This window comes from Myxococcus sp. AS-1-15 (assembly GCF_020037055.1).
GTDB classification, from domain to species: Bacteria; Myxococcota; Myxococcia; order Myxococcales; family Myxococcaceae; genus Myxococcus; species Myxococcus fulvus.
Genome location: NZ_JAIQDF010000011.1, coordinates 119,298 through 131,703, shown reverse-complemented (window position 1 = coordinate 131,703; position 12,406 = coordinate 119,298). Strand labels below are relative to the sequence as shown.

General features: G+C 72.1%; 10 protein-coding genes. 5 read left to right on the top strand and 5 right to left on the bottom strand.

Translation table 11 applies throughout. The features are described 5' to 3' along the window. Positions 1 to 91 precede the first annotated feature (91 nt). On the top strand, positions 92 to 1,039 hold the full coding sequence (locus K8625_RS27395) for a LysR substrate-binding domain-containing protein (protein ID WP_223751110.1): 948 nt from the start codon (positions 92 to 94) through the stop codon (positions 1,037 to 1,039). Positions 1,040 to 1,052: 13 nt separating this feature from the next. Here K8625_RS27395 and K8625_RS27390 read toward each other — a convergent pair whose 3' ends face one another. From K8625_RS27390 to K8625_RS27370, 5 genes are all read right to left on the bottom strand, one after another. Next, a complete protein-coding gene (locus K8625_RS27390) occupies positions 1,053 to 1,643 on the bottom strand; it encodes a hypothetical protein (protein ID WP_223784459.1) in 591 nt (196 codons plus the stop codon). A 113-nt stretch (positions 1,644 to 1,756) separates the two neighbouring features. After that, complete coding sequence (locus K8625_RS27385; RefSeq protein ID WP_223751109.1) at positions 1,757 to 2,833, bottom strand: MBL fold metallo-hydrolase; 1,077 nt, start codon at positions 2,831 to 2,833, stop codon at positions 1,757 to 1,759. Between the two features lie 93 nt (positions 2,834 to 2,926). Continuing rightward, positions 2,927 to 4,399 carry an amino acid permease gene (locus K8625_RS27380; RefSeq protein WP_223784360.1) on the bottom strand — a complete coding sequence of 491 codons (1,473 nt, stop codon included), beginning with the start codon at positions 4,397 to 4,399 and terminating at the stop codon, positions 2,927 to 2,929. A gap of 87 nt (positions 4,400 to 4,486) precedes the next feature. After that, positions 4,487 to 5,146, bottom strand: coding sequence for a hypothetical protein (locus K8625_RS27375; RefSeq protein ID WP_223751107.1), 660 nt, complete (start codon positions 5,144 to 5,146; stop codon positions 4,487 to 4,489). 121 nt (positions 5,147 to 5,267) lie between these two features. Continuing rightward, positions 5,268 to 6,374, bottom strand: a complete 1,107-nt coding sequence (locus tag K8625_RS27370; protein WP_223751106.1) for a right-handed parallel beta-helix repeat-containing protein — start codon at positions 6,372 to 6,374, stop codon at positions 5,268 to 5,270. 442 nt (positions 6,375 to 6,816) lie between these two features. On the opposite strand from K8625_RS27370, the gene K8625_RS27365 reads away from it, so the two are divergent. From K8625_RS27365 to K8625_RS27345, 4 genes are read left to right on the top strand one after another with little or no spacing between them, the layout of a single operon-like run. Beyond that, positions 6,817 to 7,602: a sigma-70 family RNA polymerase sigma factor gene (locus tag K8625_RS27365; protein WP_223751105.1), complete on the top strand. Its 786-nt coding sequence runs from the start codon at positions 6,817 to 6,819 to the stop codon at positions 7,600 to 7,602. A gap of 5 nt (positions 7,603 to 7,607) precedes the next feature. Further along, positions 7,608 to 10,745 (top strand): serine/threonine-protein kinase, encoded by a 3,138-nt coding sequence (locus tag K8625_RS44280; protein WP_305070923.1) that lies wholly within the window; start codon positions 7,608 to 7,610, stop codon positions 10,743 to 10,745. After that, a complete protein-coding gene (locus K8625_RS27350) occupies positions 10,742 to 11,356 on the top strand; it encodes a hypothetical protein (RefSeq protein ID WP_223784359.1) in 615 nt (204 codons plus the stop codon). The genes K8625_RS44280 and K8625_RS27350 overlap by 4 nt, the downstream gene beginning before the upstream one ends. Next, on the top strand, positions 11,353 to 12,369 hold the full coding sequence (locus K8625_RS27345) for a DUF2071 domain-containing protein (protein WP_223784358.1): 1,017 nt from the start codon (positions 11,353 to 11,355) through the stop codon (positions 12,367 to 12,369). The genes K8625_RS27350 and K8625_RS27345 overlap by 4 nt, the downstream gene beginning before the upstream one ends. The last annotated feature ends 37 nt before the right edge of the window (positions 12,370 to 12,406 follow it).

Genomic DNA, 12,406 nt, shown 5'->3' with positions numbered 1-12,406 from the left:
CTCCAACTCCCCCCGTCCCCGCCCGGGGAAGCGCGGGCACCGGGGCGAACGCTCGCCGAGGTCGTGAGCCCGGACGCGGTACAAAGGGCCCGTGCGCCTCCAGCCCCACCCCTTCACCCTACGGCAACTCCAGTACGCCGTCGCCGTCGCGGACAGCCTGAGCTTCCGCAAGGCCGCCGCGCTCTGCCACGTCTCCCAGCCCTCGCTGAGCGCGCAGCTCGCGCAGCTCGAGGAGGCGCTCGGGGTCCGCCTCTTCGAGCGGGACAGGAAGCGCGTGCTGCCCACCACCGCGGGCCAGCGCCTGGTGGAGCGCGCCCGCCGGCTGCTCCTGGAGGCGGACGACCTCCAGGAGGAGGCCCGGCGCGTGGGCAACCCGCTCGACGGCACGCTGCGCATCGGCATCATCCCCACCGTCTCGCCCTACCTGCTCCCCTCGCTCACGCCCGCGCTGCGCCGCCGCTTCGCGCGCCTGACGGTGGCGTGGGTGGAGGACAAGACGGAGGTCCTGACGCGCGAGCTGGAGGCGGGCACGCTGGACGCGGCGCTGCTCGCGCTGGAGGCGGACGTCGGCGACGTGGAGCGGGACATCATCGCGCGGGACGCGTTCTTCCTCGTCACGCCCAAGGGCCATCCGCTCGGCGCGAGGGACACGCCGGTGACCCCCTCGGAGCTGCGCGACGCGAAGGTGCTCCTCCTGGACGAGGGCCACTGCCTGCGCGCCCAGGCCCTCTCGTTCTGCACCCGCGCCAGGACCCACGAGCAGGAGTTCCGCGCCACCAGCCTGTCGACGCTCGCGCAGATGGTGGCGGGCGGCGCGGGTGTCACCCTGCTGCCCGCGCTGGCCCTGCCGACGGAGAGCCGACGCGCGGACCTGGACATCCGCCCCATCGCCGCCCCCACGCCCCATCGCACGCTCGCGCTCGTCTGGCGGCGCAGCACCCCGCTCGCGAGCGCGCTGCGACAGCTGTCCGCCGTGCTCCGCGAGCACTACCCCGACACACCACCCGCCCGTCCCCGAGGCCCGGCGCGAGGCCGCTGAAGCCGCGTCGGCGTCAGAAGCTCCCCGCCATCCACGCGCCACCCAGGACGATGGAGAGCGTGGAGGCCACGCGGGGCACATGGGTGGCCACCTTCGCGGACACCCGCTTCGCGCGCGAGAAGGCGGCGATTCCCGCGGTGAGCGCGGACATGGCCAGGGTGCTTCCCACCGAGAAGCCGCCCAGGAAGAGGGCCTGCTCCACCCCCGTCCCCGCCACCGCGACGGGCAGGAGCAGCAGCAGCGCCGACGCGCCCGTCAGGCCGTGGACCAGCCCCACCGCGGCGATGCCCCGCGACTGCCGCGCCTCATCGCCCGTCCCCACGCGCCGCTTGAGCCCCCACACGCCCATGCCCAGAAGCGCCAGCCCCGCGATGCGCTCCGCCCACCGGTCGACGGACTCCAGATGCACCGCGGACAGGACGACCATCAGCAGCCCCGCCGCGACCAGGGTGCCGAGCCCATGGCCGAGCCCCCACAGCAACCCCACCCGCCAGGCCCCCTGACGCCGTCCGACGGACAGCGGCGCGAGGCTCAGCAGATGGTCCGGTCCCGCCAGCGCGTGCAGCGCACCTGAACCAACACCCGCCAGCGCGATGAGAGGCATCGTCAAGGCTCCTTCCACCTTGCATGGAAAGATGCCCATCGCGCATGCCCCGTTCCAAGACATCGTTTGGATGAAGGTGATAGCCGGGGGCTATCACCCGCCAGCACGGCCGCCTACCCGCCCAGCACGGGACGCGGGGCCAGCGCCGGGGAAGAAACCTCGCGCCACCAGGGCGTCACCGTCTCGACGCGCGTGGGCTCGCTCGCGGCCCCCAACCGGGGCGTGAACAAGCGCACCTGCTGCTCCGAGGCCAGCCGGACGAGCGTCTCCGCGGGCTCGTCCCACGCGTGCAGCGCCAGGTTGAAGGTGCCCCAGTGCACCGGCATCAGCCGTCCACCGCCCAGCATGTCGTGGACCTTGAGCGCGTTCTCCGGCCCCAGGTGGATGCCACCCCAGCTCGGATGGAACGCGCCGACCTCCAGCATCACCAGGTCGAACGGGCCATGCAGCCGGCCCACCTCGCGGAACTCCTCCGTCAGCCCCGTGTCGCCGCTGAAGAAGAGCCGATGACGCTCCCCCTCCAACACCCACGACGCCCACAGCGTCCGGTTCCGGTCCGCCAGCCCCCGTCCCGAGAAGTGCTGCGAGGGCGTGGCCGTGAAGGTCACCGGCCCCACCGGGTGCTTCTCCCACCAGTCCAGCTCGGTGATGAGCTCCGGCGCCACGCCGTAGGCCTCCAGGTGCATCCCCACGCCCAGCGCGGTGATGAACGGGACGCGCCGCTTCGCCAGCGCGGTGATGGTGGCGCGGCACAGGTGGTCGTAGTGGTCATGCGACACCAGCACCGCATCCAGCGCGGGGAGTGTCTCCAGTGACACCGGCACCGGGTGGAAGCGGCGAGGGCCCGCGAAGGACATGGGCGAGGCGCGCTCGCCGAAGACGGGGTCCGTGAGGATGCGCGCGCCGTCCAGCTCCAGCAGCATCGTGCTGTGCCCCAGCCACGTCACCCGCAGGCCGGAGTCGGGCCGCCGGGTCCACGCCTCGAGCGGGCTCTCCAGCGGGAGGACGCCGGGCGGCGTGCGCTGGGTGCCGCCGAAGAAGTACTCACCCAGCAGCGGGAGCGGATTGCCCTGGAGCCCGGGCCCCACGGGGGCGGTGTTGCGAAACCGGCCATCCTCGTACCGCCGCGAGGCGCGCATCTTCTCGAGCCTCGGGCCCGAAGGCCCACAATCCCGTCTGGAAGAACCCATGCGGCCTCTTCTAACGGGCGCCCCTGACTCTGGCCACCTCGCCAGCAGCCCGGACATCCACGCCAACGCTCGCCTCCCCGCCCGCCGGGTGGCTCAGGGCGGAGGGGGGTGAGACGCCTCCTCCCGGGCCACGCGCGAGTGGCGCCGCCCGTAGCCGAAGTAGATGACCAGGCCCAGGCCCAGCCAGAGCACCAGCCGCAGCCACGTCTCCAGTCCCAACCCCAGCATCAGCGCGCCGCAGGTGAGGATGCCCAGGATGGGGACCGCGGGGACGAACGGCGTGCGGAACGGCCGGGGCAGGTCCGGCTGCGTGTAGCGCAGCACCAGGATGCCGGCGCAGACCACCATGAACGCGAACAGCGTGCCGATGGACACCAGGTGCCCCAACAGGCCGATGGGGAACAGCCCCGCGACCACCATGGCCACCACGCCGGTGATGAGCGTGGAGACGTAGGGCGTGCGGAAGCGCGGATGGATGCGGCCGAAGAAGTCCGGCAGCAGGCCGTCGCGCGCCATGGCGTAGAAGACGCGGGGCTGGCCCATCAACATCACCAGCACCACCGACGCGAGGCCCGCGATGGCGCCCAGGCCGACGATGGGACGAAGCCACGCCAGCGCGGGGCCGCCCTTGGAGATGGCCACGTAGACGGGCTCGGCGACATCCAGCTCGTGGTACGGCGCCAGGCCCGTCATCACCCCCGCCATCAGGACGTAGAGCACGGTGCACACCACCAGCGAGCCGAGGATGCCCCTCGGCAAATCCCTCTTCGGGTTCTTCGTCTCCTGCGCGGCGGTGGAGACCGCGTCGAAGCCGATGTACGCGAAGAAGATGACGCCCGCGCCCGCCAGCACCCCGCTCCAGCCGAACTGACCGAACTCCCCCTGGTTGGGCGGGATGAAGGGCGTCCAGTGCTCGCGCTCGACGTGGAAGGCGCCGAAGACGATGACCAGCAGGACGATGGCCACCTTCACGAAGACGATGATGTTGTTGACGCGCGCGGACTCGTGGATGCCCACGACGAGCAGCGCGGTGAGCACGCCCACCAGCACCACCGCCGGCAGGTTGATGAGCGCCCCGGTGGCGTGCGGCACGAGCGAGCCGGGCGTCGTCCCGAAGGGCGCGTTGGCCAGGGCCGCGGGCAGCTCCCAGCCCACGTAGTCGCGCAGGAAGGCGGTGAAGTAACCGGACCACCCCACCGCCACCGCCGACGACGCGAAGAGGTACTCCAGCATCAAGTCCCAGCCGATGATCCACGCCACCAGCTCGCCCAGCGTCGCGTAGCCGTACGTGTACGCGCTGCCCGCGACGGGAATCATCGAGGCGAACTCCGCGTAGCACAGCCCGGCGAGCAGGCAGCCGAAGCCCGCCAGCACGAAGGACAGGACGATGGCCGGGCCCGAGTGCTGCGCCGCCGCCGTCCCCGTCACCACGAAGATGCCGGCGCCGATGATGGCGCCGATGCCCAGCAACGTGAGCTGGAACCCATTGAGGGTGCGGTGCAGCTGCTGTCCCTCGCCGTCTTCACCCTGGAGCCTCGCCAGGCTCTTCTTCGACCAGATTCCCACGGCCGGCAGTCAACGCCGACTCACGAGCCTTCGGGAAGCGCGGAGGTCGGAGGGCGCCGCGCAACTGTCACCCGGCGAGCGAATCGCCTACCAGCGACGGTCCTCGCGGCGCTCACGGCGGTCCTCGCGACGCTCCGCCTTGTCCTCGCGCACCTCCTGGTAGCCCTCGCGAATCTCTCGCTCGCCCAGGCGGATGAGCTCCTGGATGAGGTCGCGCTTGCGGTGCAGGGCCCCGCCGCTCCGACGCCCCTCCAGCTCCGCCAGGTCCTTCGCGATGGCCTGCCGCGAGCGCAGGGTGGCCAGCTCCGCCTTCACGTCCCGCTTGTCGTCGCGGGCATCGCGCCGGTCATCCCGGAGGTCGCGGCGCCCATCGGAGCGGCGGCCCCAGGCCGCATCGTCCCGGACCTCCCAGGCCTCCGCGCGGGCCTCGCGCTGACTGCGCTTCGCCTCCGAGCTCGCCGACGCCAGCTCGACGCGGCTCTCCTGCAGCTCCATGCGCATCAGCTGACGGAGGCGGAGCTCCACGGCGCGCATCTCACGTTCGTCGTTGCGGCTCCAGGCCCGGTCGAAGCGGCCGAGCACCGACTTCAGCTCCGCCACATCCAGGCGGTCATCCTTGAGCTCGCGCCGGTTCTCGTGCTGCTCGTGGTGGTTCTGGCCGCGCTCGGACGGATTCGCACGGAACTGCGCCTGGGCGCTGCCGGCGAAGAGGAGTCCAGCGAGCAGGGCGGAAGAGAAGGCGTTCATGAAGAGGGGTCCTCGGGAGCACGAAGCTCGCTTGCGTGTTCTGGGCTTTCCGACGCCCCTGGCCCCGATTTATTCGAGGCCACCCCGCTCCCCCTTGGCGCCGAGGTGGGATTCACGCCGACTACTGGGAGCCGACGGTGCAGTCCCCCGTCACGGTGGGGGCCGGAGCGCCGTTCACCGTGTTGCCGGTGAAGACGTTGTCCGACGCCAGCACCAGCTCCACCGCGCCGCTCCCCCGGTTGCAGACCACGACGCCCCCCATCCCCGCCTGGTTGTAGAGGAAGCGGTTGCGGCGGAGCGTGACGGCGCGCGTGCCCAGGTCCTCCAGGTAGATGGCCGCGCCAGGCCCTCGCGTCACGGTGTTGCGCTCGAAGAGGTTGTCCTCGAGGAGGTCGTTGTTCGGCTGGAAGTAGTGCAACGCGCCGCCGCCTCCCAGGTCATAGGTGCCCTGCGGATTGGGCCAGGTCAGGAACGGGCGCACGACGAGGGTGCTCCACTGGCTGCCCCGGAAGGCCACCAGGGTATTGCCGCGGAACGTGTTGCCGCGGACCACGGAGTTCTGACCGTGGGTGACGCACATCGCGCCGCCGCCCGCCATGGACGACGTGCCCGGCTGCGCGAAGCGGTCGATGTCGAACGTGCGGTTGTTCTCGAACACGGTGTTCTCCACGCGCGAGCCGTTGGTGAACATGAGGTCCAGCGCGCCGCACTTGGCCGCGGACTCGTTGTCCCGGAACAGGGAGTTCAGGATGGTCACCGGCCCCGGGTAGTAGGCCCACAGCGCGGCGCGCGTCCAATCCCGCTCGCCGTTGTAGTCGTTCTTGCGCACCCGCTCGAAGACCATGTGCTCGAACACGGGGTGCCCGTTGCCCACGGAGCCGGGGCCGTAGAAGTTCATGCCCCACCAGCCATACGGGTTGGTGGAGGTGAAGGTGACCTTCTTCTGCGCGGTGCCGCGCACCTGGATGCCGCCGTAGACGCGCAGCTCCACGCGCCCCTTGTGGTAGTTCATCACGTCGTCGATGGAGCTGTTCACGTCGGCCTGGGTCACCTCGGGGCGGCCCTTGAAGTCGATGACGACGCCCGGCTGGACCGTGAGGACCTGGCCCTTCGGAATCGTGACGACGCCCTGCGCATCGCCGATGACCTGATAGGGCGAGCCCGCCTCCGTCAGCGTCCCGGAGAGCGTCCCCGTGATGACGGTGCCCGCCTTCGGGCCCTTGTCCACGCCACGCGCGTGAGGGCGCGGTGGCGAGGAGGCCTCGGAGCGAGCGGGCACGGACAATGACAGGCATACGAGCACCCAATGAGCCATCGACAGCGGTCGCGACGGAGTCTTCATGAGGTGCGGGCAGGTAACACGGGCGGGAAGCCCCCACCATCGCATGTCGGTCCGATGCGAGCCCGCTGCGCTCGCCGTCCATCCTGCACACCGGTACGCCGCGCGCTCATTCCCGCGAGCACTTCCCCGCCCCGCGGTCGGGATTCCCGAGCCGACGCGGCGAGTCGGTGGGAGGTCCGGGTGGACGGGAGGGGCCCTCTTCGCGCGCGCGAACAGCTTCGCTAGACTCCCAGCCACGATGGAGCTCGTGCTGTCGTTTCTCGCGGGCGCCTTGCGTCCGTGTGGGCCAGACGAGTCACACGCCCTGGCCCGGCGATTGGGGGAAGCCATGGTCCGCTGCCGAGAGGCGTGGCCGGAGATTGCATTGTCCGGCGACGTCTTCGCGAGGCACCTCGGCGAGCGCATCCCTCCCCGCCTCACACTGGCCGAAGGGCTGGACGCGTTGAGGGTCGAGGACCTCTACCTCGCTCGCGCCTGTCTGGAGGGAGAGCGTCCCGCGCTCGAGTCCCTCCAGCGCGCCATCCTCCAGCCCGTCACCCGCGCCATCCGCCGCGTGGACCGCTCCGAGGCGTTCGCGGACGAGGTGCTCCAGCTCACGCGGATGCGGCTGCTCGTGGGCAGCACGCGGCAGGGGCCTCGACTGGCCGAGTACGAGGGGCGAGGCGCGCTGCGCCGCTGGGTGGAGGCCATCGCCGTGGGCATGGCCCTGTCCCTCAAGCGCGCGCCTGTCCGCGCCACCTCCCTGGACGATGCGCTCCTCGTCTCCGACCTGCATGGCGCGGACCCCGAGCTCGCGCTCATCCAGCAGCGCTACCGGCCCGCCTTCCGCGCCGCGTTCGCGGAGGCCCTCGCCTTGTTGTCGCCTCGCGACAGGAACCTGCTGCGGCTGAGCCTGGTGCAGGGCCTGGGCGTGGAGTCGCTCGGGACGCTGCATCAGGTGCACGCCTCCACCGTCTCGCGGTGGCTGGCGCGGGCGCGGCAGGCGCTGCTCGAAGGCACTCGCGAAGGGCTCCGCCGGCGGCTGACGCTGGACACGGCGCAGCTCGACAGCCTCTTGCGGATGATGGACGCGAGCCTCGCGGTGAGCCTGTCCTCGCTGCTCGCCGAAGGATGAGCGACATGGCGCCAGCTTCCGACACCGCGTGCCTGGATGACCCCCAGCTCCTCGACCTCGCGGACGGAGTGGCGTCGCGGGAGCTGCGGGCCCGGGCGGACACCCACCTGGACCGCTGCCCCGATTGCCAGGCACGGCTCGCGGGCTTCCTGCGCGCGCGTGCGCCGTCGACGCCGGACACACCAACGGATGCGCCACGGACGCCCACCACGTTGCTCGAGGCACCGCCGTCGTCACGACGGATGCCCTTGTCCGCGCTGGAGAGGGGCACGCTCCTGGGACGCTACGTGGTGCTGGAGCGAATCGGGGCCGGGGGCATGGGTGTCGTCTACGCGGCCTATGACCCGAGCATCGACCGACGCGTCGGGCTCAAGCTGGTCGCGGCCACGGACCAGGTGCTGAGCGAGGCCCGCGCCGCCGCGCGCACCCAGCATCCCTCCGTCGTCGCCGTGCACGACGTGGGTCGGGTCGACGACCGGGTCTTCATCGCGATGGAGCTGGTCGAGGGCGGCACGCTGCGCCAGCACCTGGCCAGCGCGCGTCCGGACTGGCGAGGGGTGACCCGCCTCTATCTGCAGGCGGGGCACGGGCTCGCCGCCGCGCACGCCGCCGGTGTCATCCACCGCGACTTCAAGCCCGACAACGTCCTGGTGGACCGCGCCGGGCGCGCGAAGGTGACGGACTTCGGGCTCGCGCGCCTCGCCGCGCCCATGGAGTCACTGCCCGCTCGCGCATCGACGGACATCGAACCGGCGCCGCACATCGCCTCCACGGCCGCGGCCGGCACTCCGGGCTACATCGCGCCGGAGGTGCTGGCGGGAGGACGGGTGGATGCGCGCTCGGACCAGTTCAGCTTCTGCGTCGCGCTGTTCGAGGGGCTGTCCGGTGTGAAGCCCGGTGCTCCGGAGGCACGCGAGGCCCTCGCACGCGCCTCGGTCCCCCGCGCGCTGCTCGCCGTGGTGCAACGCGGGCTCTGCCCTGCTCCCACCGAGCGCTACCCGTCGATGGACGCGCTCCTCGTGGCGCTGGAGCGCGCGGCCTTCCCCAGGACGTCGCGCTGGCTGGGAGCCGCGGGAGCGTTGGTGGGCCTGGCCGCGGTCCTCACCGCCATCCTCGTCACGCGAGGGCCCCGGCCGTGCACGGACAGCGCGTCGCGGCTCGTCGGTATCTGGGACGCGTCTCGCAAGGCGTCCCTGCGCGAAGCCTTCCTCGCCACGAAGGCTCCCGAGGCGGAGAGCGCGCACGCGGCCTTGAGTCAGTCCCTGGATGCGCAGGTCGGAGCGTGGACCGAGGCCCATCGCGACGCCTGCGAGGACACGCACGTCCGCCAGGAGCAGTCCGAGGCGGCGATGGACCTGCGCATGAACTGCCTGGAGCGCGCCAGGCGTGAGCTGCGCGCCCTGGTGGACGTCCTGCGCACCGCCAACGCGAACGAGGTCTCCGGTGCGCCCCAGATGGCGCGGGGGCTGAGTGACGTCTCGAGCTGCGACGACGCGGAGGCGCTCGCGCGGCCGGTGCCGCCTCCCTCGAAGGGCCCCGACGTGGAGAAGGTGCGCGAGGCCTATGAGACGCTCGCGGACGCGAAGGCGCGCGACATCGCGGGGCGCTGGAGCGAGGTCCAGGCGCTCGCCGCCACGGTGGAGGCCGCGGCGCGCGCGGTGGGCTACAAGCCGCTGCTCGGCGAGGCGCTGCTCGCCCAGGGCCGCGTGAAGCTCCACGAGCGGGACGAGAAGGAGGCCGCGCGGCTCCTGCGCCAGGCGGTGCTGGCCTCCCAGGTGGGCCGCGACGACGACCGGGTCATCGAGGAGATGACGCTCCTGGTCCAGGTCGAGGGAGAGCTGGCCGAGCGCCCCGAGCACGCCGACCTGTGGCGCGACCTGGCGCAAGCCCAGCTGGAGCGCATCGGCGGCGACGAGCAGCTCGAGTCGAACCTCACCTTCGCCCACGGGCTGGTGCTCACCCGACAGGGCCGCCACGCGGAGGCCATCGTCCAGCTGGAGCGGTGCATCGCCATCCGCGAGCGGACGCAGGGCAAGGACGCGTATGTCCTCCTCGATGCCTTGCTCGCGCTCGGGACCGCGCAACGCGGCGTGGGACGCCTCGAGGAGGCCCTGGCCACGCAACAGCGCACCCGGACGCTGCTGGTGCGGCACGTGGGCGCCGAGCATCCCTTCGTCGCGATGACGCTCAACAACCTCGCGGGCACGCTCATCAAGCTGCGCCGCTACGACGAGGGACTCGCGACGTACGACGAGAGCATCCACCTCTTCGAGCGCATCCACGGCCCGGGACAGCCGGCCAGCTACCTCATGAGCCTGCATGGGAACATCGGCGCGGTGGAGGCCTCGCGGGGACGCTACGAGCCGGCGCGTGAGGCATTGGAGCGCGCCTGGGCGCTCGCCCGCGAGCATCGACCTCCGGGCCACCCGGACCGGGCCTTCGTCGCGGGGAACCTCGCGGTGGTCCTCGCGGGGCTCGGGAAGGTGGATGACGCAGTCGCGCGCGTGGAGGCCATGCGCGCGGAGCTGGACGCCGCCCAAGCCGAGGGACGGCGCAGCCAACGCCACGCCGACCTCCAGACGCGCATGGCGGAGATCTTCCTGAAGGTGCGTCGCTTCGAGCAGGCCGCCACCCAGGCCCGCGCGGCCGCCGCGCTCCTGGGCGAGCTGGGCGTGCACGCCGAGCGCGCCACGCCGCTGTGCCGGCTGGCGATGGCCCTGCTGGGTTCGGGCCGGCTCGTGGACGCGGAGCGCGTGGCCCGGGAGGCGGTGACGCTGCGAGAGCGCACCGGGTCCTCCCTGCCCGAGGACCTGGCGGAGGCGCGCTCCATCCTGGGACAGGTGCTGCTGGCGAAGGGAGACGCGGAGCAGGCCCGCGGCCTCCTCGACCAGGCCCTGGAGGACTGGGAGAAGGATGGGGCCAGCGCCTTCACGCTCGCCGAGACACGCTTCGCCCTCGCCCGGGCGCTGCGGCAAGCAGGCGTGGAACCGGAGCGGGCCCGGGCCCTGGCGCTCTCGGCCCGCGACGCCGTGGCGCCCACCTCCGAGCCCCGGAGCCCGCGGCTGGAAGAGGTGGAGGCGTTCCTCACGGGAGCCCCCCCTCCGCGCGCCGCGCCGGGTCGCGTAGACTTCGCGCCACGATGAACCGCGACGAAGCGAACCAGGCCCTCGAGCTCATCCGCCGGGTCGTCTCCCAGGCACGGGATGATTCGGCCCTCCAGAACTGGGGCGTCATCTGGATGCTCCATGGCTTCACCAACGCCGCGGGCTTCGCCGGCACGCAGTGGCTGTGGACCGGGGGCCACCGCACGCCCCAGGCCTACGTGGTGCTCTGGGCGCTGGTGCTCGGCTTCAACATCGTCACCATCTTCCTGCTCAAGCGCGGGCAGACGGCGGGCGCGCGCTCGTTCATCGAGCGGCAGATCTGGGCCATCTGGAGCACCTTCGTGGGCGGCATGGTGCTGGTGGCGCTCTGCAACTGGCTGCTCGGTCTGGACCGGCTGTTCATGCCCGCCATGTCCTGCGTGTTGTTCGCCACGGCCTTCTCGATGATGGGCGCGCTGATGGGCCGCGTCTGGTTCGCGGTGGCCGCCTTCTTCGCGGCCATGGCGCTGGTGATGACCCGCCTGCCGGACCACGCCTACGGCCTGCTGGCGGGACTGTGGCTCGTGGTGCAGTGCGGAGGCGGGCTCGCGCTGCACCGGGCCCGACTGCGCAGGCTCGCGTCGCAGCGCCCCGAGGCGCGGCTGGTATGAAGCCGGAGTCGCTCGCCGCGCTGGTGGCCCTCGCGACCGAGCCCTGGGGGCTGGACGAGCAGGAGCTCCATGCACGCCTCTCGCTCGCGGGAGTGGAGGATCCAGGCTCCGCGCTGCGAGCCCTCTCGGGCGCCGGGCTGGTGCGACAGGAGCGACGCCGCTGGACACCGACGCCCTCCGGACACGAGGCGCTCAGACATGCCGAGGGCCTGCTCGCGGCGAGTCAGGACCCGAGCCCCAGCTCTCCGGACATGGAGGAGTGTCCGTCGGTGCCCTGGCTCACGCAGGTGCAGACGCACTGGGTGGAGGCCGTGTCGCTCAACTACGCCGTGGACCCGGAGCGGCTCGCGCGCATCCTGCCGGCGCCCCTGGTGCCCGAGCTGCACCGAGGCACGGCGTGGGTGCAGGTGCTGATGTCCTCGCTGCGCGACATGCGCCCCCAGGGGGTGTCTCCGCTGCTCGGCGTGTGCTTCTACCAGGTGAGCTACCGGGCCGCGGTGCGCTACCGCAACGCGCGGGGCGAGTGGCGGCGCGGCGGCTACTTCGTGCGCAGCGAGACGAATGATCCGGTGATGCGCCGGGTGGGCAACACGCTGGACGAGTTCCGCTTCCACGAGTTCGGCGAGGCCCAGATGGTGATGGCCCGCGAGGGCGAGCTGCTCACCCTGGCGGTGGACCCGGCGGCGCGCTTCGCCGGGGGGCGACTGGTGGCGGTGTTCGACACGCGCCCCAGGACCGAGCCTCCCGTCGGCAGCGTGTGGGCGGGACTGGAGGACCTGCACGAGCCCCTGGTCGAGTGCTACGACGCGCTCGGCGTCTCGGGCGACTTCGTCTACGTGCTCACCATCGACCGTGCACCGTGGAACGCGCGCTTCTGCACGCCCGTGGAGCTGTACTGCGAGTACTTCGAGGACGGTCCGCTCGCGCCGGGCGCGCGGCTGGACTCGGTGCTCCACCTGACCGAGTGCGCGTACCGCTGGCGGCCCTTGCGCCGGGAGCGTCACGCGCCATGACGGACAGCGCGGGAACGATGCCGGGACACGCGGTGTC